26 protein-coding genes are annotated in these 19,394 nt (G+C 69.0%); 23 read left to right on the forward strand and 3 right to left on the reverse strand.

Annotated elements, in window-relative coordinates:
- Window positions 1-42: 42 nt before the first annotated feature.
- The 20 genes from ACQEVC_RS34390 (at window position 43) to ACQEVC_RS34485 (ending at window position 13,216) form a co-directional block, all read left to right on the forward strand.
- Entirely contained in the window at window positions 43-1,122 is a 1,080-nt protein-coding gene (locus tag ACQEVC_RS34390) for an AAA family ATPase (RefSeq protein WP_432886189.1), read from the forward strand.
- A complete protein-coding gene (locus tag ACQEVC_RS34395) occupies window positions 1,119-1,658 on the forward strand; it encodes a hypothetical protein (protein WP_432886192.1) in 540 nt (179 codons plus the stop codon). The genes ACQEVC_RS34390 and ACQEVC_RS34395 overlap by 4 nt, the downstream gene beginning before the upstream one ends.
- 85 nt (window positions 1,659-1,743) lie before the next feature.
- Window positions 1,744-2,049 carry a hypothetical protein gene (locus ACQEVC_RS34400; RefSeq protein WP_432886195.1) on the forward strand — a complete coding sequence of 102 codons (306 nt, stop codon included), beginning with the start codon at window positions 1,744-1,746 and terminating at the stop codon, window positions 2,047-2,049.
- Between the two features lie 226 nt (window positions 2,050-2,275).
- A complete protein-coding gene (locus tag ACQEVC_RS34405) occupies window positions 2,276-2,539 on the forward strand; it encodes a hypothetical protein (RefSeq protein ID WP_432886197.1) in 264 nt (87 codons plus the stop codon).
- A gap of 82 nt (window positions 2,540-2,621) precedes the next feature.
- Window positions 2,622-2,924 (forward strand): hypothetical protein, encoded by a 303-nt coding sequence (locus ACQEVC_RS34410; RefSeq protein WP_432886200.1) that lies wholly within the window; start codon window positions 2,622-2,624, stop codon window positions 2,922-2,924.
- Window positions 2,925-3,235: 311 nt separating this feature from the next.
- Entirely contained in the window at window positions 3,236-4,234 is a 999-nt protein-coding gene (locus tag ACQEVC_RS34415; protein WP_432886203.1) for a DUF2637 domain-containing protein, read from the forward strand.
- Window positions 4,235-4,247: 13 nt separating this feature from the next.
- The gene (locus ACQEVC_RS34420) at window positions 4,248-4,652 is read left to right on the forward strand and encodes a hypothetical protein (protein WP_432886206.1); all 405 of its coding nucleotides are present in this window, start codon (window positions 4,248-4,250) and stop codon (window positions 4,650-4,652) included.
- 718 nt (window positions 4,653-5,370) lie between these two features.
- Window positions 5,371-6,339, forward strand: a complete 969-nt coding sequence (locus ACQEVC_RS34425) for a recombinase family protein (protein WP_432886209.1) — start codon at window positions 5,371-5,373, stop codon at window positions 6,337-6,339.
- 506 nt (window positions 6,340-6,845) lie between these two features.
- The gene (locus ACQEVC_RS34430; RefSeq protein ID WP_432886212.1) at window positions 6,846-7,844 is read left to right on the forward strand and encodes a ParB/RepB/Spo0J family partition protein; all 999 of its coding nucleotides are present in this window, start codon (window positions 6,846-6,848) and stop codon (window positions 7,842-7,844) included.
- A 206-nt stretch (window positions 7,845-8,050) separates the two neighbouring features.
- Complete coding sequence (locus ACQEVC_RS34435) at window positions 8,051-8,191, forward strand: hypothetical protein (RefSeq protein WP_432886215.1); 141 nt, start codon at window positions 8,051-8,053, stop codon at window positions 8,189-8,191.
- Window positions 8,192-8,516: 325 nt separating this feature from the next.
- On the forward strand, window positions 8,517-8,777 hold the full coding sequence (locus ACQEVC_RS34440) for a hypothetical protein (RefSeq protein WP_432886218.1): 261 nt from the start codon (window positions 8,517-8,519) through the stop codon (window positions 8,775-8,777).
- A gap of 94 nt (window positions 8,778-8,871) precedes the next feature.
- On the forward strand, window positions 8,872-9,381 hold the full coding sequence (locus tag ACQEVC_RS34445; protein ID WP_432886221.1) for a hypothetical protein: 510 nt from the start codon (window positions 8,872-8,874) through the stop codon (window positions 9,379-9,381).
- On the forward strand, window positions 9,378-9,761 hold the full coding sequence (locus ACQEVC_RS34450) for a hypothetical protein (RefSeq protein ID WP_432886224.1): 384 nt from the start codon (window positions 9,378-9,380) through the stop codon (window positions 9,759-9,761). The genes ACQEVC_RS34445 and ACQEVC_RS34450 overlap by 4 nt, the downstream gene beginning before the upstream one ends.
- On the forward strand, window positions 9,758-10,033 hold the full coding sequence (locus ACQEVC_RS34455; protein WP_432886227.1) for a hypothetical protein: 276 nt from the start codon (window positions 9,758-9,760) through the stop codon (window positions 10,031-10,033). Before ACQEVC_RS34450 ends, ACQEVC_RS34455 begins: the two co-directional genes overlap by 4 nt.
- A 3-nt stretch (window positions 10,034-10,036) precedes the next feature.
- Window positions 10,037-10,186 (forward strand): DUF6011 domain-containing protein, encoded by a 150-nt coding sequence (locus ACQEVC_RS34460; protein WP_432886230.1) that lies wholly within the window; start codon window positions 10,037-10,039, stop codon window positions 10,184-10,186.
- Entirely contained in the window at window positions 10,183-10,419 is a 237-nt protein-coding gene (locus ACQEVC_RS34465; protein WP_432886233.1) for a hypothetical protein, read from the forward strand. Before ACQEVC_RS34460 ends, ACQEVC_RS34465 begins: the two co-directional genes overlap by 4 nt.
- Window positions 10,420-10,824, forward strand: a complete 405-nt coding sequence (locus ACQEVC_RS34470; RefSeq protein ID WP_432886236.1) for a hypothetical protein — start codon at window positions 10,420-10,422, stop codon at window positions 10,822-10,824.
- Between the two features lie 14 nt (window positions 10,825-10,838).
- The gene (locus ACQEVC_RS34475; protein WP_432886239.1) at window positions 10,839-11,327 is read left to right on the forward strand and encodes a hypothetical protein; all 489 of its coding nucleotides are present in this window, start codon (window positions 10,839-10,841) and stop codon (window positions 11,325-11,327) included.
- A gap of 516 nt (window positions 11,328-11,843) precedes the next feature.
- A complete protein-coding gene (locus ACQEVC_RS34480) occupies window positions 11,844-12,191 on the forward strand; it encodes an AbrB/MazE/SpoVT family DNA-binding domain-containing protein (RefSeq protein WP_432886242.1) in 348 nt (115 codons plus the stop codon).
- Window positions 12,188-13,216, forward strand: a complete 1,029-nt coding sequence (locus tag ACQEVC_RS34485; RefSeq protein ID WP_432886245.1) for a tyrosine-type recombinase/integrase — start codon at window positions 12,188-12,190, stop codon at window positions 13,214-13,216. The genes ACQEVC_RS34480 and ACQEVC_RS34485 overlap by 4 nt, the downstream gene beginning before the upstream one ends.
- 99 nt (window positions 13,217-13,315) lie before the next feature.
- On the opposite strand, the gene ACQEVC_RS34490 is transcribed toward ACQEVC_RS34485, so the two are convergent.
- Together ACQEVC_RS34490 and ACQEVC_RS34495 are read right to left on the reverse strand one after the other, a co-directional pair.
- The gene (locus tag ACQEVC_RS34490; protein WP_432886248.1) at window positions 13,316-14,392 is read right to left on the reverse strand and encodes a tyrosine-type recombinase/integrase; all 1,077 of its coding nucleotides are present in this window, start codon (window positions 14,390-14,392) and stop codon (window positions 13,316-13,318) included.
- Entirely contained in the window at window positions 14,389-15,612 is a 1,224-nt protein-coding gene (locus ACQEVC_RS34495; RefSeq protein ID WP_432886251.1) for a hypothetical protein, read from the reverse strand. Before ACQEVC_RS34495 ends, ACQEVC_RS34490 begins: the two co-directional genes overlap by 4 nt.
- An 880-nt stretch (window positions 15,613-16,492) precedes the next feature.
- Here ACQEVC_RS34495 and ACQEVC_RS34500 point away from each other — a divergent pair.
- Together ACQEVC_RS34500 and ACQEVC_RS34505 are read left to right on the forward strand one after the other, a co-directional pair.
- Complete coding sequence (locus tag ACQEVC_RS34500; protein ID WP_432886254.1) at window positions 16,493-16,696, forward strand: hypothetical protein; 204 nt, start codon at window positions 16,493-16,495, stop codon at window positions 16,694-16,696.
- A gap of 535 nt (window positions 16,697-17,231) precedes the next feature.
- Window positions 17,232-17,930 (forward strand): pentapeptide repeat-containing protein, encoded by a 699-nt coding sequence (locus ACQEVC_RS34505; RefSeq protein ID WP_432886257.1) that lies wholly within the window; start codon window positions 17,232-17,234, stop codon window positions 17,928-17,930.
- A 15-nt stretch (window positions 17,931-17,945) separates the two neighbouring features.
- Here the strand turns inward: ACQEVC_RS34505 and ACQEVC_RS34510 are convergent, their stop codons facing one another.
- Window positions 17,946-18,716, reverse strand: coding sequence for a carbamoyltransferase C-terminal domain-containing protein (locus ACQEVC_RS34510; RefSeq protein ID WP_432886260.1), 771 nt, complete (start codon window positions 18,714-18,716; stop codon window positions 17,946-17,948).
- A 286-nt stretch (window positions 18,717-19,002) separates the two neighbouring features.
- Here ACQEVC_RS34510 and ACQEVC_RS34515 point away from each other — a divergent pair, with 286 nt between their 5' ends.
- The gene (locus ACQEVC_RS34515; protein WP_432886263.1) at window positions 19,003-19,290 is read left to right on the forward strand and encodes a hypothetical protein; all 288 of its coding nucleotides are present in this window, start codon (window positions 19,003-19,005) and stop codon (window positions 19,288-19,290) included.
- Window positions 19,291-19,394: the final 104 nt, after the last annotated feature.

The following is a 19,394-nucleotide window of genomic DNA, read 5'->3' on the forward strand; positions in this document are numbered from 1 at the left end:
AGATTCGTTCACGTGGAAAGGGACGAAGTGAGTTCAAGGTTCATGCCCGCAAGTCGAAAGAAGGCCAAGGCCCGGGTGGCGCTGGCTGGCCCCTCCGGGGCAGGCAAGACCCTGACCGGCCTCAAGCTGCTGTACACGCTGACCGGGGCGCAGACGATCGCCGACGGGTTCGAGCGCATCGCGTTCATCGACACCGAGCGGGACTCGGCGGACAAGTACGCGGTGAACCCGACGCTGCCTGGCGTCGGGGACATGACCCCGGACGAGGCCGGCGGGTACGGCTTCATGAAGTTCTCGCCGGTCAAGTACGACCCGAGGCAGCTCGTCGAGCTGATCGACGAGGCGGCCCTTGCCGGCTTCACCGGCTTCATGCTCGACTCCGCGTCGCACTACTGGTTCGGGCCGGGCGGCATCCTGGAGCTGGTCGACCTGTTCGCCCGAAACCACGGCGGCCGGTCGATGGACGGCTGGAAGGACGTACGACCGATCGAGCGGGCGTACATCGAGGCCCTGATGAGCTTCCCGGGGCACGTTGTGGTCGCCATGCGTTCGAAGCAGCGCTACGAGGTCATCGACGGCAGCGACGGCCGGAAGAAGGTCTCCAAGCTCGGCATGCAGCCCGACCAGCGCGACGGGTTGGAGTTCGAGTTCGACGTCGTTGGCGACATTGACCAGGACCACTACCTCCGGATCACGAAGAGCCGGTGCGACGCGCTGGCCGACGAGGTGATCCACAAGCCGGGCGCCGAGCTGGCGCACCAGCTGCTCGACTGGCTGGAAAACGGCGAGCCGCCGAGGGACCCCGACTGGCCGAAGGCGCTGGCGTCGTGCGGCTCGCGCGAGGACCTGGCGGTGCTGTGGCAGAGGGCGCAGCGTCTCGGGAAGACGCAGACGCTTCGGGCGGCGTTCAACGCGCGGGGCGCCGAGATCGCGGCCGCAAGGAATGCACCGGGCCTGCCGACGAGCCAGCTCGACCGGGCGCTGGTCGAGGCGGCGAGTGCGGCTCCGGCCGATGCGGCCGAGGCGACTGCCGCCGAGAGCCCCGCGGATGCCCGGCGCGCGGCACAGGCGACCGACCGCCTGGAGCGCACGCCGGTCGACGTCGAGGCGGTGATGGCGTGACGGATCAGCTCCCGGAGGCGGTCACCCTCACGGCGGTGCTCAAGGCGCTGGCCGACGAGGTGAAGAAGGCGTACGACGCGGCGCGGGTCGCGGCGGACGACCAGCTGGTGCGGCTGCACGACCAGCTCGGTGTGACGAGCATCGAGGTGCGGCTTCCGGGTTACAGCGGAGCGGTGGCGCAGGTGACCCTGTCGCTGCCGGAGCCGGGGTACGCCATCAACGAGGCCGGGCTCCTCGCCTGGTGCAAGCAGGAGCACCCGACCGAGGTCGAGGTGTCGACGCCGAAGGCGGTGGAGACGGTGCGGCCGGCCTGGCGCAAGGTGCTGCTCGGCCGGATGCAGGTCGAGCAGGACGGCACGGTCGTCGACCGGGAGACGGGTCGGGTGCTGGACTTCGTCACCGTCGCCGAGCCCGCTCCCCCGTCGACGCGGCTCACCTGGAAGACGGGTGGCCGCGACGAGGTTGCGCGGGCGTACCGGGACGGTCGGATCCCGCTCGGCGAGTTGCTGGCGTTGTCGTCCAGGTCTGAGGAGTGAGTGACGCGGGGCCAGGCTGAACGATGTTGATCTTCGACCTGGCCCCGCTTCACACTGAGGGTGTCCGATCTGTGAGGGGTGTGAGGTGACCATCAGCGCGACGCTCGTGCAGGACGGCGTGGTCGACGTCGAGGCGTTCGCCTCGGCGGTCCGCGCCGGGACTGCGGTGGGCGTATGCGGCTGCGGTGGCCCGCTGCACGGCTCGACGGAGCGGGGCGGTGGTCTGCTGTGGCTGACGACCCGGTGCCGGGCCTGCGGCGCGGAGAAGACGTCGCCGGGCGGCCGGGCGCTGGCTCGGCCCGAGGCAGCGCGGCCGGCGCCGCCGGCATGGCTACTGGAGGCTGCGGCGGAGCTGGAGTCGCGACGGTTCCCGGAGTCGGACGCAGCCTGACGGCCTCGCCCGCTCACAGCCCGTCTAAGCCGGCCCGGGCCACCTCCTCACTCCCCTATCCGACCGGAGCCGTCCGGCGATCTCCGTGGATGGGACCAGCCTCGACACCCGCCGTGTGACCCGCTCCACAGCCCAGCGTGTACATAAAACCTGTACGGCAAGATCGTCTCTCGCCTACAATGTCTATGTACAACATGCCACCCCTTCCCCGCACTTGGAGTCCACTTTGATCACACACCTGGACGTCATCGAGAAGGCGCTCAAGCAGGCCATGGACGAGGCCAACCTGGAGATGGTCGCCGGAGAGCACGGCGAGCGCCCGCTGCACGCCTCGGACGGCGAGGTCATCGAAATCGAAGAGATCCAGACGCTCGAATTGGGCGGCTTCATGACGCGCAACCGGGGCGTCGCGCTCCGGTTGAGTGACGGCAGTGAGTTCACCGTCGAGATCAAGGCGTACCGCGCGCCCCACGGCGGCTGGCGCGAGTGAGCACCCGGCGGGCGCGCTCGATGAGCGCGCCCGCCGGCCCGTACCGACCCCTTCCGCACCGCCCACCCTGGAGGAACCGACCATGACCGCCCTCATCCTGCTCTGCACCCAGCGCATTGAGATCCCGACCTTCAACGCCGAGTTCGTCCCCGAGCAGGACGGCGGCCCGTGCTTCGAGCGGGCCGTCGCCAAGCTGACGATCGAGCACGGCGACCGCTGCGGGCACGACGGGCTGTGCCTCGTCGACACGGAAACCGGCGAGGCGATCGAGCCGTGGAACGAGGAGCAGTGGTTCTGCCGCAACCACCTCTGGCAGTACGAGCAGGCGGTGCTGGCCTCCGGAACCGACGCGGGACGCGCAGCCGAAACGCTCGCCCTGCTGTGACAACCAACCAGGGCCGCCCGGAGCGCCGGGCGGCCCACAACCCATTGGAGGACCAAGAAGTGACAGACGACGATCCGTTCGGTCCGCCGGCCGAGCCGCCACCGGAGACGGTTCGGCACGGCGCGGCAACCCTACGGGCGGCACTGCCGCCGGCACTCGCCGCGGTGGTTCGTGACGGCAGCGGGCCTGCCGCGCCGGCAGCCGGGTAGGCGCCGGCAATGGTTCACGTGGAGAAGATCGACACGGCGCCGCGGAGACGCTGGCGCTGGGGTCGACGGGCTGCCCCCGATGCCGGGCACACGATGCCGGGCATGGCGACCGCCCCGACGCGCCCGAGCAAGGGGGCGTGGATCGTGGCGTGGATCGCGTTCGTTGCTGGCATTGCGGCGTCGGTGGCGGCGAACATCGCGCACGCCGAGTCGACGGCAGGCGCACGGTTCATCGCCGGTTGGGCACCGATCGCGCTGCTCCTGACGATCGAGGTCATGATGCGGGTGCCGGCGCCCCGCAGTCGGTTCCTCGGCTTCCTGCGCTACCTCGGCACTGTGGTCGTTGCCGGCGTTGCCGCCCTCGCCAGTTACCGGCACATGGTGGGCTTGGCGTTGGAGTACGGCGAGGACGAGCTGACGGCGAAGACGCTGCCGCTGTCCGTCGACGGCCTGGTGGTGGTGGCGTCGATCGCGCTGCTCGTCCTGGCCGACCAGCGCCGCGCCGCAGCACGCTGGCACGCCGCTGCCAGCGTGATGCCGATGCCGGCGGCGCCGGTCGTCGGGCCGGCACTGGCGTCGCCTGCGGTTGCCAACCCGGACCCGGCGCCGCCGCCCGCGCCGCTGCCGCCCGCCGGCCCGATGCCGGGCCCGGACCCGATGCCGGAGCCGGAGCCGTTGCCGTTGCCGTTGCGGGACCGGGTGCCACTGCCGGACCCGGACCCGATGCCGGACCCGGAACCGATGCCGCTGCCGGCGCCGCCGGCCGCCGTGGTGGAGCCGCTGCCGTTGCCGAGCCTGGAGCCGGTCGTGCCGCCGGAGCCGTGGCCCCGGCAGGACGGCGGCGGCGCTGAGCCGTTGCCGTTCGACTTCGGGCCGGAACTCTCCCGGCTCGACGACGAGACCCGGCAGCTGTACCGGCAGGCGTACCGGCGGTACCTGGACTCGGTTGCCACCGGGGTGCCGTTGACCGGCGACAAACTCGGCCCGATGTGCGGGCGCGGCGAGCGGTGGGGCCGAGAGCGGATCAAGGAAGTCAAGGCCGCGCAGCAGCGTACGGCCGGACCGAAGGAGCTGGCGGCGTCGGCCGCCGGCGCAAGTTAAGGAGGAGCGAGACATGGTGTCGATGGCAATGGTGCAGGCGGAGCGGGCCGCCGGATTTCCGGAGCACCCGTACGCGTGGGTGATCACCCGGGACCGGGAGCACGAGCTGTACGGCAGGACGGAGTCCTCGGTCGGAGTCAGCGGGCCAGGGCAGGCAACCGACGAGATGCTGGAGCGGGCTCGGACGGAGGGCCGGCGGTGGCGGGTCCTCGACGAGGGCGACATCGACGAGGGCGCCATCTACGACGGGAAGAAGGTCGACCCGGCCGAACGGGGCGTGGTGTACGAGGGACTGATCTGGACCCGCAACGAGCCGGGGTCGGAAACCGACTTCGGACCGCTGGACGACTACGGCGCGCCGAACTTCGGGTGCACCGACATCCAGTACCTCGAAGGCAACAAGTTGGTCTCGCTGTGATGGCGCACCGTACGGCCGCAGTGGTCTAATGAGACCGGTCTGATCGGCGCTCGCCGGTCAGACCGTGGGGTGGGCTTGGTGGCTGTCGGGGGACGGATCATCCGGCCCGCCCCGTAATCGCGATACGAGTGGACGAGCCCGGCGCCTCGGGGAGGGGCGCCGGGCTCGTGTCGTTCTCTGCCCGACTGACCGACCTGGGAAGATTCGTACGGTCAGCCGGGCACCCCAGGCTCGTTGTAGGGTTTCTCGCCAGCCTGCCCCATCAGACGGGCCGCCGCTCTATGAGCTACCAGCGCAGTCAACTTCCCGACTGCTTGCTCACCACACATGCACCGGTAGGTAGCACAGTGCTATGGGCCACTGCTACCGTATAGACGCGTCTAGGCAAACCTGAACGGCGCGTAGGGTATGAGACTCAACAGCAGTGAAATTGACCATGGCACGGTAACCTCCCATGCCGTGGTCAGAGGTGACGCCAAGAGACGTCGCCGAACACGCGAGTTGACCAGGGACGGAGCCGGTTGTGGGTACGGAGTTGGATGCCTGGTGTGGGGCCGGGCGATCCGCCGACCGCACGCGATCGCGCTCCTTTGCCGCCACCCGCACGTCGCCGCCAGCTGGGCGGCCTGAGTGCGGTCGCGGAGACAGACGCCTAGCCAGGCTCACACGGGCCTGTCCGAGGGCGTGGGCGCTATGTCGTTGACCCAGGGACCGGGGAATGCGTTGCTACGGATATGACGAGACGGGGAGACACATCGTCCCCCACGAGGCTGAGGTCATCAAGGAGGTGGTCAGGCGGCTCCTGGGCCCCGAGAGCATGAGGTCCATCGTCGCCGACCTCCGGAAACGCGGAATCCTCACGTCCGCTTCCCGGCCCTGGACGCAGCAGTCGCTGTCCAGGCTGTTGCGGAACCCGCGGCTGGCCGGCTTCAAGACGTACCTCGGCGAGATCGTCGGCAAGGGCGAGTGGAAGCCGATCCTCGACGACCCTGATGAGTACCAGAAGCTGATGGATCTGCTCGGCGACCCGTCGCGCAAGCAGCCTGGTGCCACGAACGTGCGGAAGTACCTGTTGAGTGGCGGCTTCCTGGTGTGCGGCTTCCCGCTGCCAGATGACGACGGCGACGGCACCCACGCCTGCGGCAAGACGCTGTACACCCAGCCCAGCAACAGCGGCAAGCGCGGCTACGTATGCCGTTCAGGCAGTCCGAGCTACGGGTGCGGCCGGATCCGCATCGCGGCGGAGAACCTGGAGGAGGAGGTGACCGTGCGGGCCCTCGCCCGCCTGGGGTCACCGAAGGTTCGCGCCCGGCTGGAGGCGGCTGTCGGCGCCGTGGCGCTCGGCACCGAGCACATCGCTGCGGCGGTGGAGGCGATCGAGGAGCGGCTGGAAGAGGCCGGCAAGGCTTACGCGCAAAGGGAAATCAGCCTCTCGACGCTCAAGTCAATCGACGCGGGCGCGCGGCAGGAGCGGAAGAGTCTGATGGACAACCTCAAGCAGGCGGAGAGGTTGCGAACACTCCCTGCGACCACACCGGACGCTCTGGCGGCGTGGTGGGTCGACGCTCCACTTGAGAGGCGCCGCGATCTCCTCGCGCTAGTCCTCGAACGGGTAGTAGTGAAGCCCGCAACGCGAGCGGGTGTCATCCGTTTGGACCTTGATCGACTGGAATTCGTCTGGAAATGAAGGAGAGTTCCGGTCATCGTAACGACCTGGGTAGGTTTGTGACCTGTCGCGGGTAGTCGTCCCAGGTTTACGATCAGCTAGGTCTTAAGAGTGCATTAGGCGTCGGTCCGACTGTGGGAACACGGTTGGACCGTTCGCGCATCTACCTTCGGCTGAGGCGGGGCAGTGAGTCGCGGCAGAGACATCGATGTTTTGAAGCTGGCGCAAAGGATTGCAGCGGAGCTGGAGTCCGGAAGGGTTGACGACGTCGACATGGACGATGAGACCGTGGGCCGGGTGGCCGCCATGCTGGCCCCGGGGACGCCAGTCATCCACAGGCAATCCCGCGCGTCTCTCGAATCGCGACTCGGCGCTCGCCAGCGGGCCTCGCTTTCGGCCTAAGTTTCCAGCGAATATTCAGCCTTTTCACAGAGTCACCCGTACATAAAATATTGACGCCAAGATCGCTCGCCCTATACAATGAACATGTACGACACGCGTACACCGTTCACTGTGGAGGAACGATCGTGGTTGCCAAGAAGCCGACCCTGCGGACCATTCCGGTCGACAAGATCGAGCCCGACCCGGACCAGCCCCGCAAGCAGTTCACCGAGGACGAGCTGACCGAGCTGGCGGCGTCGATGGTGGCGATCGGCCAGCTCCAGCCGGTCGCGGTGCGCAAGACGGCGGCACCCGGCCGGTACCGCCTGGTCGTGGGCGAGCGGCGCTGGCGGGCCGCACAGCAGGGCGGCATCGAGACGCTGGCCGCGATGGTGTGGGAGATGGACGACGAAGCGGCGTTCATCGCGCAGGTCGCCGAGAACGTGAACAGGGCCGACATGACCCCGATGGAGGAGTCGCACGCCTACCAGCGACTCGCGGCGGCCGGGTGGGAGGTCGAGGCGATCGGCAAGGTGTTCGGGAAGTCCTCGGCGTACGTCGGGTGGCGGATCGACCTGCGGGACCTGATCTCCGACCTCCAGGACCTGGTGGCCAAGGGCCAGATGTCGGTGAACGTCGCCTGGTACGTGTGCCGCCTGTCGGCCGACCAGCAGCGGCGCTTCCTGGTGCGGTGGGCGCGCGGCGAGTTCAAGTCGGCGCGCGACGCCGAGGAGTTTGCGAAGGCGTGCAAGGTGGCTGAGGACCAGGGCGGGTTCTTCGACATCGACGAGGCGGCGCACACGGACGAGGAGCGGGAGAAGGTCGCCCAGGAGCGGAAGAAGGTCGTCGGCAAGATCGAGCGGCTGGCGAGCGCTGGCGAGATTCTGCAGGAGCTGTCCCAGCTGGACCCGGAGGACCTGGCGAGGATGCTCGCCGGAGCACAGGGTGGCGTCGCCGCCTACCGGCAGCGCGTCGACGACCTCAAGACGCTCGCGGGCAGGGTGTCGGCGAAGCTGCGCAAGGCACAGGCGATCGCGGCGTCGGCGACCGTTGAGATCGACCCCGCGGTGGTGGTGGAGGTGCCTCGCGAGCTGATCGACCTGACCCCGGTGCCGGACGTGGCTGAGGTCGCCGTCGCCGGGTAGGCGCCGGCCGGGCCCGTACGCTCCGCGTGCCTCGCACGCGGGGCGTACCTGTTGGTGAGTCGATGGGGTGTACCGGCGCAGTGGTGATAGCTATGCTCCCGAGCTGTGGAGCCTGTTCACGTGGGAGAGCCGGCCGACCACCGCGGCCCGCCGAGGCGGGCCAGCTGATGCCGGTGGTGGGTCCGATCGAGCTGCCGCCTTGCGGGGTGTGCAGGCGAACGCAGGTACGGGTACGCCGTGGCGAGGCGGATCCGGTGGTGGTGTGCCTGGCGTGCGACGGTGGGCCGCTCGTCGACCAGGCCCGTGCCCAGCTGGACGAGCGGCAGCGACGGGCGCTGAACCTGTGACGGGCGGCGGCGTGTGTTTGAGTGGCTGCGGCGGCGGCGCTGCCTGCGGTGCGACGGTGACGTCGCGATCCTCCGGACTGGACCGCACGGCTCCCTCATCATCGACGCCGACCCGCACCCAGCCGGCGACGTGCGGCTGTGGCGCCAGTCCGACGGCTGGATGGCGCGGGTGATGGACCTGGACGAGCTGTATACCCACGGCGGACGGACGTACATCGCACACCAACGCACCTGCCGACGCTCTGACCTCGGAAAACGGGACTCAGCGTGATCGCTATCTGTACGGCCGCATTTGCATAGGGAGGCGTATATAGATACAATGTTTATGTACAACCTCCATCTTCTGAAGGCCATTCGCGCACGCGGTGTCGTCACGCTCACCTGGGCGTGGCCGATCCCGCGCACGCCTGTGACCCTGAGGGAGGCGAAGCGGCGAGCACAGGCCGAGCTGTACTGGCAGGCGCGGATGTCGAACGCGGTCCCGCTCGGACCGGTGACCTACTGGGTCGCGTCCCGGGCGGTGTTCGAGGACTACGCCGGACCGGCGCTCGTCGCGGAAGTACAGGCAGCCCAGCTGCCAACGTAGGAGACGGATCGATCGGGAAGGGGACAACTGTGCCTGCAAGGTATACGGCCGCAGTGCCATGCTGCGGACTACTACGTTCCGAAGGGGACATCGGATGAGTCGTGAGGATGCCGTCCACGCTGACGCGATCCGACGGCTACGCACCCAGGTCCCGACCTTCTTCAGCACCCGGGACACCGCGACCCACGCGGTCGCCGCCACCGCAGCGGAGATCGGCCTAGAGCTGCGGCCCGCAGATGTGCGCGCCCTGGCGCTCGCCGTGGTCGACGCGATCGAGAAGGGCAGCGAGCTACGCGGCGTCGAGTTCGCGTACGGCCTGGTCGACCGAGAGGTGAACGAGACCTACCAGGACCTCATCGCTCCGGCGACGGCGGCGGCTGCGGTCGACCCGGCGTACAGCGCGGTGCTCGCCGCTCACCAGCAGTACGTCTCGGGAATGGCGAGGCTGCGGAAGCGGCTCGGTGACTCGCTGCTCTACATCGGACGAAAGTGGCTCGGCGACACGCACCCCGTCGTCGAGGCCCCGCCCGTGGTGGCGCTGAACGCCCCGGCCGGCGCGGCCGAGGCCCGCGAGCGGGTAGCCGTTCGGGCGGGCTCGGCATGACCGCCGACGTCGGCCTGGAGGAGACCGAGGCCGACCGGGCGTACGAGGCAAAGCCGGACTGCTGCGTGGACTGCGACGAGATGCTGGCCGAGGCCGGCGACCTGTCGGAGTTCGAGCAGGAGGCGGCTGAGCGGGGGCGGCGGGTCCGCGCCGCCCTCGCCGAGGTCGCTCGCTGGGCGGCCCGCGTCCTCGAGGAGCTGGGCCGGGTGATCCGGGTGGCGACGAAGGCCCTCGGGGATCTGTTCCGGCAGCTGTTGCCCGCCTGGCGTCGGGCCGCCGCTTGGGCGCGGTCGGTCACCGAGGCCCGACGGGTGCGGCTCCGCGCTCTGCACGTCGACCACCGGCGGCGGCTGCGCCACCGACGGCGGCGCGAGCGGTGAGCACCACGAAGAGCGACGCGGCGCGGGAACGGGCACTGGCCCGGGCCCGCGCCGAGCGGCGGGAGTCGGGGGCCGGGCTGCCGCCCGGGCGGGATCGGCCGGCGGTGAGCGGTCCGGTCCGTGGCCCCGCGCCAGTCGATGACGGCGTGGCGACGCTGGCCGCCCGCTACCTGGTCGACGGCTACGAGCCGGACGAGGTGGCGGAGCGGCTCGGTGTCGACCGCGCCTGGTGCCGGCGGATCGCCCGCCGGTTCAGTGGAGGGGGTGACTGACCCATGCCCGATGAGGTGGCGGTCAACGAAGAGCCGGTCTACTGCTGGGCCTGCCGGCGTCGGCTCCGGACGCCGAAATCGCGCGCAGAAGGCGTTGGCCCGGTGTGCGCTCGGCGACTACGGGCAGCGGCCCAGGCCGAGGTGTCGGCATGAGCGCCGTCGTGCGGATCGGCGATGAGCTGTACGTCCCGGTGGTGACGGCAGGAGCGCACCTGCCGTTGCCGCCGCTGCCCGACGCCGACAGCGGACAGGTGATGCAGCTGGAGCTGATGAGCATCACCGGCCCGCCCCGGGTCGTCGCGGCGGCGGCCGAGGCGCTGGCCGCCCACCTCGAAGAGCTGATTCCCATGATCACGAAGCTCTACGACCACACCCGAGGAGGGTGAATGCAGCTGTTTACGGGCCGCTACCAGCGGTTCAGGCCCGACCAGGGCGCCCCGGTCCGCACGACCGTCGGCGCCCCGCGCTTCCGGCTCCCGTACGAGATCGCTGGCGAGGCGCGGCTCCTGATGCCGAGCTTCGCGATGCTCAAGCTCGACGAGGAGCCGTACCGGGCCATCTACCGCGAGCGGTTGGAGACCGGCGGCGTCGACGCGATCCGCCGGCAGCTCCGGACGATCGCCGTCGCGGCCGGTGCCTCGCAGCTCGTCCTGCTCTGCTTCTGCGACCTGACGGTGGCTCCCCCGAACAACTGGTGCCACCGGCGGATGTTCGCGCAGTGGTGGCAGGAGCGGACCGGCGAGGAAGTCACCGAACTCGCCGAGCAGGTCCCACCGTCCCTATTCGACTGACCCAAGGAGTTCACGTGGAACTGACCCTTGAAGTCCCGGCGCCTTCGCGGCCGCCGGGCGCCACAGCAGAGGAGCACCCGGTCGACCGTGTGGTGTTCTCCGGCGAGTGGCTGATGTACGACGGCCCGGACGGCGTCCGGTTCCAGTCGGGGTACGCCGGCCGCCTGATTGACCGATGGAACGGCTGGGCTGTCTGGGAGTGCACCCGGGAGGTCGCCGCCGCCGTGGTGACCGACAACGAGATCGCGCGCCGGCACACGCGCGGCCTGCTCCAGGCACAAGGCATGCAGGAGCCGGCGCTGAGCCGCGCGCTCGACGCCGACGTCTGTGAGATGTCCTGGGACGGCGACGTGATCGTGGTCGACCGCAGGGCCTTCGGCGAGGATGCGCAGTTTCTGCGGATCGGGCCGAACGAGCGGGGGCTGTACGTTGTGATGGGCCAGATCTGGACGTGGGACGACGTCCCGATCAGCCTCGTCGACACGGTGCACGGCGCGGACTGACCGTAGCCGTACAGCTGGGGGTCGGCGCGGTGCGCCGGCCCCTTCGCTGCACTTAGGATCATCGATGTTCCCGGCGGGAACATGGGCGGGAACAGAGGGCTACAAGCGGCCACAATGGGCTACGGCTGGACACATCCTGACCAGGCTCGATAAGATCGCCGCAGGTCACCGCGCCCGATCGTGGGGGTTCAAGTCCCCCCTCGGACACAGATTTTCCGCGCGCATGCGCAATACGCCGTACAGGTGTTCAAGTCCCCTTGAACACTCCAACTACTGCCTGGCGTGGCACGTGCCGCCATCTTCCCGGCCGGCTCCGCCCTGGCACATCGAAGTGACCCAAGCGGCGCTGACGTCACTGCGGGTAGTCGCCGCGCCGGGGCGGCGGTGGTCGCGATGACCGCCTCCGTGCCGCCGGTAGTTCCCAAGGCGATTCCCCGAGGCGCCACCGATCCAGGACCATTGGGTCGGGCGCGACGGCCGCTTCCCGTGCCAGCCTCGGATTCCCATCTCGCACGAGTGACCGACACCGTCTACGCGTTGAGCGCGGTCGACAAGAGCGGCCGGATCGCCGATCGCAGCATCGTCCAGGTACTTGATTGGGTACCGGGAGCCCGCCTGGACGTACGCGAGCGGGCCGGGATGATCGTGGTCCGTGCGGCGCTCGATGGTGTCCATCGCGTCGACGATCGCGGTTACCTGCTTCTGCCGTTGGCGGTGCGTCGGTGGTGCCGGCTCGGGGCCGGGGATCGTGTTCTGCTTGCCGCCGACCCCACCAGCGGTGTGCTGGTGGCGCATCCCCTGGCGACGCTCGACCGGCTGCTGGCTGGCGTGCACGAAGCCGTGGCGGGGGGTGAGGTGGCGTGAGTCAGAGCGTCGCCGGCCGGCCCGAGTTGGAGGCCGCCCGGCTGCTGCTTGAGCGGATGGGCATCTCCCCCGCCGATCTGCTGGAGGTGCGGCCGGCCCGTCCGGCGGCTCCGACGTTCGCCGAGTACGTGCCGGTCGTCGCCGCCGCGGTGTCGCCAGGCACCCGTCGGGCGTACGGCACCTACTGGAACCGGGTGGTGCAGGCATGGGGTGACCGTCGCATCGACGAACCCCTTCCATCCGAAATCGAGCAGCTACGCGCCCAGGTGCAGGCCAACGTGGTGGCCCGGCGCAACAACCAGGGCGGGCGGTCCGCGGCCGAGCACACCGTGGCGGCGCTGCGCTGCCTGTACCGGCGGGCGGTTGCGGACGGGTACCTGGACGCGGCCGACAACCCGGCGTTGAAGGTGAACAAGCCACGCCGTCTGCCGAGTACACGTCGGGCGATCGGCGATGCCCGTCTGGCGGAGATCAACGAGGTCGCGGTCCGTACGGGTGATGACCCGGGTCTGGACGGTCTGCTGATCCGGCTGCACACCGAGACTGCCTGCCGCCGTGCCGGGGCGCTGGCGCTGCGCCCACGGGATCTGGATACCGACGAGTGTCTGATCTTCCTGCGGGAGAAGGGCGGCACGTCCCGGTGGCAGCCGGTCTCCCCCACGCTGATGCGGCACCTGCTCGCGCATCACGCGGAACGGAGTGACGGCGACCGGAACGGCTGCCTGCTGCGTTACCGCGATGGCCGCCCGCTGACCTACCGGCGGTACGACTCTCTGTGGGCGCGGATCGGGCAGCATCTGCGGTGGGTGCACACCCAGCAGATCAGTACGCACTGGTTGCGGCACACCACGCTGACGTGGGTGGAGCGCGGCTACGGTCATGCCGTGGCCCGCGCCTACGCCGGCCACACCGACGGCGGTGGCAGCGGTGCGACAGCCACGTATGTGCGGGCGACGCTGCAGGAGGTCGCGATAGCGTTGGCTGCGTTGACCGGCGAGGACCATCCGCTCGCCGGGGAAGGCTAGATCGTCCGGTGGCCTCCCTCAATCTCATGAGGGAGGCCACCGGATTCCCTGTGCGGAGCCGCAGTAGGCAAGTTTCAGCAGCGCCCCACGTGGTGCTGTTCAAGCCGAAGCGGAATCGTCCTCAGTTGGATGACCGGGTGTGTCGCCGTCGGTTCCGGCCAGGGGGTGCGGTTCGCCGGTGAGCGCGGCCAGAGCAGCGGCGACTTCCTGGACTTCGGCGCGCACGTAGGTCATGGTCGTGCCGATGTCGTTCTTGCCGCTGTGGCCGGCGTAGGCGCGGGCCACCGCGTAGCTGCAGGTGCGTTCGACCCAGGTCAGGGTGGTGTGGCGCAACCAGTGGGTGCTGACCTGCTGCGCCGCGACCCAGGGCAGGTGGCTGCCGACGCGGTGCCACAGGTGGTCGTAGCGGCGGTAGGTCAACGGCCGGCCGTCGCGGTAGCGCAGCAGGCTACCGTTGCGGTCGCCGTCGCCCCGCTCGGCGTGATGGGCCAACAGATGCCGCATCAGGGTCGGTGAGACCGGCTGCCAGCGGGAAGTACCACCCTTTTCTTGTAGATAGATCAGGCATTGGTCTGGATCCAGATCTCGTGGACGCAGTGCCAAGGCCCCACCTCGGCGGCAGGCGGTCTCCAGGTGCAGCCGGATCAGCAGGCTGTCCAGGTGCGGGTCGTTGCCGGTGGTTGCCGCGATGTGGATGATCGCGGCCAGCTGCGCCTCGGGGATGGCGCGTCTGGTGCTGGCCAGGCGGCGGGGCTTGGCGACCTTGGCCGCAGGGTTATCGACCTCTCGGATCAGTCCATCCATGACCGCGTGCCGGTAGAGGCAGCGCATAGCGGCTATCAGGTGTTCGGCCGCAGTGCGGCCACCGCGGGCGTTACGGCGCACGACCACCCCGCCGCGGACCTCCTCGGCCAGCCGCTTGATCTCCAACGGCGTCGGCTCGGTAATCCGTCGGGTGCCCCAGTGCTCACAAATCCGTTGCCAGTACGAGTTGTACACGCGGCGGGTACCGGGTGAGACGGCCTCGGCGACCTGACGGATGTACTCGTCGAACGTCGGCACCGCCACGGGCGCTGCCGACGTTTCGGTAAGCAGTTGCTCAGGGGTGATACCAAGCTGTTTCAGCAGGCTGCGTAGCGTCTCCAGCGCGACTCGTTGTTCCATCGGCCCGGTCATCGGCTGGCCCCGCCGTCGTCTGGCTGGCGGTAGCGGACGACCATGTCGTCCAGGGTGGCCATCGGGACTACCAGCAGCTCGTTTCGTCGCGGGTTCGCGGCGAGGAGCACTCGATCTTTGGCGGCGATGCGACACTCGCGGCGTACCGCCAGGGGTAGCCGTAGATGGCCACGCGGGTCGATGCGGACTTCACGACCGGTACGGGCCACCACGATCGGGCCAATCGGGCCAGGCTCAATCACCAGCTCGACCGCATAACCGACCGCCCAACCCATGAACTTCACCGTTGAACGATCGGCCAGCCGTCCATCGCGGTCAACGGGCGTAACCACGCAGCGAGTCCCGGTGCCGTCCGCAGCGCCTGGCAGCTCCGGTATCGGCAGTCCCAGCATGGGCCGCAACCGGCCCGGTTCGCCGGCGCGGACGGCGATCTCGGTGCCCGTGCTCGTGCGCCGCGGCAAGGGCGGATTGACGCTCCCGAGCGGTGCGTCGTCGCGATCGTGCCAGACGGAGGGGCGGCCTCTGTCCGGAGCCGTAGCACTGGGGCCCGCCGGCTGTCTATGTTCGGGTCCCGCAGCATCGAACTGAGCGCGTGGCGTGTCGCGGTCAGTCATGGCAGCTACTGCTGCTGAAGAACAGAAGGTCGACGCTGTAACTCGGACCGTTGTCGGCAGCGGGCCAGCCCTGCCGCGCCGCCTCGGCTCCGGCTTGGACGCGTAGTAGAGGAACTGATCCCCGTCGCCGAGGGCGGTGACCGCGACGATCTGCAGGACGTGAGTCAGGCCCGCGGCGCGGGCCGGCAGGAGTTCGTCGAGGTACTCGAAATTCGTCGTGCGGCTGGTGTGCGACGGGGGCCATCGCAGGACGACGAGGCTGACCGGTTCGGTGGTCGTGTCGAAGTCGGCGATTGTGCTGGGATCGGCGATGGCCAGGTATGAGCGGTACGTGCCGGCGGTGGCGTGTTCCAGGTGTGGGTCGCTAACGAGGTCGACGACCGCGTCGCCGCGTGGGCTGTACACGAGGATGAGTCGCCGGGCCAGCCGCGACGCAAGGCGGGCGCAAGGGTCGGCGGTGGACCCGTCGTCGCGGTCATCGAGTCGCCAGACGGCGATGGGTACATCGCCGCTGAGGAAGATCGCGTCGCCGTGGATGCTCGGTGCAGCGGTGGATGGGTTCGGGCGGGGCAGGTCGCCGGGGACGGAGTTCGGCAGAGCAGTCATGTGCGGGTAGCTCCCGCGCTGGCTGACCGTGTTCGCACCTACGAATGGCCCCGGAATGACGGCTCACAACGCGGTCATCCACGGGCCGGTACCCAACAGCGCCCAACAGGGCGCCGTCTGTTGGGTGCTGTTGGGCGGCCCTACCCAACAGCGCCCAACAGCGTGCGCAGTCTGTTGTTGGGTGGCTCTACCCAACAGTTGATCATCGTTGACCCAACGGCCCGCCGTGTACTGGCGGTTGGTAGCCAACGGGCAGTTCCGGTGGTGGACACTCGCGCTGCCTCCGTCGAGACGGTCACTTTGTATGCCTGGTCGACGAGACGGGGTGTCGGTGCGGACTCTGGCCTCGCGAAGACCCCGGCGCCGGCTGCGTCCGGTTCCCCAGTCAACGCTACCCAACAGGCCGGTGAGCTGCGAAGTTGGCCTTCGCGCGGGCCTTTGACGACAACGGCGGCTGCTATTGGCTATTGGGCGGGCATGGCCATTGAGTAGGCCCCCAACAGCTCCCGGCGCAGGTTCGCGCGCTGATGGACCGTTGGGTCGACGCGCACGGATAGGGGCTGACGAGGTGCGGTGCCGTTTGCCTCGTGAGGTTGACATGTCTGCTCGATCTTGGCCGTCCTCGCCGCTGGCTGCGGCGGAACGCGCCTTCATGCTCCTGGTTCAGCCGCCCACGTACGTCGGGTTCGATGGCCGCGCATTCAATGGTTTGCCCGATGACATCCTGCCGTTGGAGCGGCTACAAGCAGCCCCTGCTGCTGTCGCCGCAGACCGGCATTGAGGTGCGTGATGCCGTGTGGCGTGAACTGGGCATTCGCGCTCGCCGGGACGGCCCGGCCTGGTCGCACGTAAGGCCCGGGACGCCGAGTCTGACATCCAGTTGATCCACACCGACGCGCCCGACCCGATCGCGCCGATCCACCCGTGGGACCACCCTGACCTGGTACTGGCCCGCGCCGTCGCGGTCGGTGTGTTCGACGCCGACGAGGCGAACCTGATCGCCGCTTTCCGCCTCGACAACGCCACTTTCGCGCAGGCCGCGGCCGGTCTCATCACCTCGGGCTTGGCCTGTCATGGCGGCTGAAGGCCGGACGTCGGCTTCGGGAAGCCATCCGCGAGGGCGAACCCGCGTTCGTGCCGTTGCGGCCTCGCCCGCGCCGCCGTCGTCGCGCGACCCAGCCGCGAGTCGGCGCGACTTGACAACGCGTCGCTGCCGTCCAACAGCGATCACCGCGGTCCAACAGCGCACAGCCGCCGCGCGAGAGCGCGCCGCTGCTGCCGATGGCGCGACTCAACATCTGGTCGCGGCGACCCAACAACGAACGGCGCCGACCCAACAGCGAGTCGCTCCCCGCGGAGGCGACCCAACAGCGACACGCTGTTGGGTCGCTGTTGGGTTCGGGTGTGGCGGCGGGCGTCGTGTTGGCCACCCAACAGCGGGCCTTTGTGGGCAAGACATCGGACCGAGAAGCGGCCGGTGTCGGCGCCCCGGGGATCGGGGCGCGGCCGGCCTAAGTGACCGTGTTCGCACTGTGGCTGCTGTCGCTTGGGCGCATCTGTACGAATGCGCCGGCGTGTGGTCCGGGAGGGCGGACGATCGCCTCGGCTAGCGTGCGGAGATGACTGTGCGGTCGTCCCGTCGGAGTGGTGGCGCTCGTTGGCGGGCACCGGTGAAGCCCAGGCCGCCGTCGTCGCTGGACCTCGCAACCGCGGATGATCATGCTCTGGGCGATGAGGCGACGTTCCGACGACTGGGCTTTTTCGATCTTGACATGTCTGCGCAGTCCGCAGATGGTGTCGAGTTCGAGCAGTGTCGCTTCAGGGGCTCGGACCTGAGCGGTGGCCATCTTGACGGTGGGACCTTCACCGATTGCCTGTTCGAGCGTACGAACCTGGCGAACCTGCGGGCGGAGAAGTCTTCGATGCTCCGGGCGCGGTTGTCTGCCAGCCGGATGACGGGGCTGCACTGGATCAACGGGGCTGTGCGGGACGTGACGGTCTCGGAGTGTCGGCTCGACTTGTCTTCGTGGCGGTTTACGGACTTCGCCAGCGTGGTGTTCGAGGGCTGCAATCTGACGCAGGCGGATTTTCAGAACGCGGATCTGAGCGGGGTGCGGTTCACGAACTGCGACCTGACGGCGGCCCAGTTTTCGCAGGCGACGATGGCGGGTACGCGGTTTGCCAACTGCAACCTGGCTGGGATCGGCGGTGTGACGAGCATGAGCGGGGCGGTCATCGCTCATCAGGATCTGATCGCTCTGTCGTACACCCTGGCGGCGGCGCTGGATATTCAGATCGAGGATGTCGGCGGCGAGTAGTGATGGTCGCGCATCCTACGGACGCAGGTCGAGGGCGTCCTTGCTGACGAGGTAGGGGCCGATCTGCATGTGCCGCAGGTCGGAGCGGGCCAGAACGGCGAGCGCCTCGCCCGCCGTGCGGACGATGGGGTGTCCGTGCAGGTTCAGCGAGGTGTTGAGCAGGACTCCGCGGCCGGTGCGGTGTTGGTAGGCGGTGAGGATACGAGCGAGGCCGGTGTCAGCGTCGTCGGGGACGATCTGCGGCCGGCAGGTGAGGTCGGCGGGGTGCAGGGCGGCGATTATCTGCGGCACCGCTGTCGGCTGGGCGGGGAAGGCCATCATCATGTAGGGGCTGTCGATCTGTTTGGGGTTGTCGAGGTAGTCGTGTTGGCGGGTGGCGAGGATCGCGGGGGCGAACGGCATCCAGAAGTCGCGCCGCTTGACGAGGCGGTTGAGTACGCGGGGTAGGTCGGCGTTGCCGGGGTCGGCGAGGATGGATCGGTTGCCGAGGGCGCGGGCGCCGAATTCCATGCGTCCGGCGCACCGACCGACGATCTCTCCCGAGGCGAGGAGGTCTGCCATGGTCTGCTCGACGTCCGGCGGCCGGTGAACGTGGTAGCTGGTGTTGGTGAGGGCGTCGGTGGCCTGTTCGTCGGTGATGTCGTCGCCGAGGTAGCAGTCGCCCAGTGGCTCAACCAGGCGGTGTCCGGCGGTGTTCGCGCTGCTGAGGTAGAAGGCTCCGATGGGCAGGCTTTCGTCCCCGCAGGACGGGAATGCGGTGTTCTCGCCGGGTTGTTCTGGCCCCACCTCTCCAGATAGTTCAGGCCCCACTGGTGTTGGCGGGGTGGCACTCCGGCCCGTGATGGCCCCACATGTTTGTCGATGATTGATGCGTTCCGTTGGGTGTTCTGGATTGTTTTGGCCCCGGTTGGGTGGGCGCGGCGGCGTGTAGGGGTAGGCAGTGGCCGTTAGCGTTGCGGGGAACCGGGCCGGTCTGGGCTCCTTCCCGACAGTTGAAGCCTGGACGGCCCGGTGCTTGTTGCCCGGGGCGGTGGTGACGGCCTTGCCGCAGTGCGTGTGTGACGATGCGGTCGTGGACAGGTTCGAGGGCGATGCGTGGCTGGACTGGTGGGCGAACGCGTCGACCTGCTTGGCGAGCTTCGAGATTGCGGTCAGGATCGACGCTGTCGATGTGGGCTGGCGGGCTCAGGGCAGGCTTCGCCGCGAGGAGGACCGTGAGGGGTTCGAGTTCTTCTGCGGTCTCGACCCGGTCTTCATGCTGCGGATCGGCGAGGACAGCACGATTGCGGTCAGCGCGACGCCGTCGCCGGAGTCCGTCATGTTCACGTTGGCGGAGTATGCCGAGGATGGAGCGGGATAGGCGGCGGGGCCGGTAGCGGGCTCGCGCGTTGGTCCCGGCGTGGATGAGACGCTCGATGTGTTGTGGTCGCCGGCGACCGGCGGTGTCTGTTGGATCCGTGGTGA

Source organism: Plantactinospora sp. CA-294935 (assembly GCF_050936445.1).
Lineage (GTDB): Bacteria > Actinomycetota > Actinomycetes > Mycobacteriales > Micromonosporaceae > Plantactinospora.

What these genes read in the sequence shown, in the direction of transcription:
- ACQEVC_RS34390 (WP_432886189.1), top strand. Translation starts at nt 43, where the DNA reads ATGCCCGCAAGTCGAAAGAAGGCCAAGGCCCGGGTGGCGCTGGCTGGC.
- ACQEVC_RS34410 (WP_432886200.1), top strand. Translation starts at nt 2,622, where the DNA reads ATGACCGCCCTCATCCTGCTCTGCACCCAGCGCATTGAGATCCCGACC.
- ACQEVC_RS34415 (WP_432886203.1), top strand. Translation starts at nt 3,236, where the DNA reads ATGGCGACCGCCCCGACGCGCCCGAGCAAGGGGGCGTGGATCGTGGCG.
- ACQEVC_RS34420 (WP_432886206.1), top strand. Translation starts at nt 4,248, where the DNA reads ATGGTGTCGATGGCAATGGTGCAGGCGGAGCGGGCCGCCGGATTTCCG.
- ACQEVC_RS34425 (WP_432886209.1), top strand. Translation starts at nt 5,371, where the DNA reads ATGCGTTGCTACGGATATGACGAGACGGGGAGACACATCGTCCCCCAC.
- ACQEVC_RS34440 (WP_432886218.1), top strand. Translation starts at nt 8,517, where the DNA reads ATGTACAACCTCCATCTTCTGAAGGCCATTCGCGCACGCGGTGTCGTC.
- ACQEVC_RS34445 (WP_432886221.1), top strand. Translation starts at nt 8,872, where the DNA reads ATGAGTCGTGAGGATGCCGTCCACGCTGACGCGATCCGACGGCTACGC.
- ACQEVC_RS34450 (WP_432886224.1), top strand. Translation starts at nt 9,378, where the DNA reads ATGACCGCCGACGTCGGCCTGGAGGAGACCGAGGCCGACCGGGCGTAC.
- ACQEVC_RS34460 (WP_432886230.1), top strand. Translation starts at nt 10,037, where the DNA reads ATGCCCGATGAGGTGGCGGTCAACGAAGAGCCGGTCTACTGCTGGGCC.
- ACQEVC_RS34465 (WP_432886233.1), top strand. Translation starts at nt 10,183, where the DNA reads ATGAGCGCCGTCGTGCGGATCGGCGATGAGCTGTACGTCCCGGTGGTG.
- ACQEVC_RS34470 (WP_432886236.1), top strand. Translation starts at nt 10,420, where the DNA reads ATGCAGCTGTTTACGGGCCGCTACCAGCGGTTCAGGCCCGACCAGGGC.
- ACQEVC_RS34490 (WP_432886248.1), bottom strand. Translation starts at nt 14,392, where the DNA reads ATGACCGGGCCGATGGAACAACGAGTCGCGCTGGAGACGCTACGCAGC.
- ACQEVC_RS34495 (WP_432886251.1), bottom strand. Translation starts at nt 15,612, where the DNA reads ATGACTGCTCTGCCGAACTCCGTCCCCGGCGACCTGCCCCGCCCGAAC.
- ACQEVC_RS34505 (WP_432886257.1), top strand. Translation starts at nt 17,232, where the DNA reads ATGACTGTGCGGTCGTCCCGTCGGAGTGGTGGCGCTCGTTGGCGGGCA.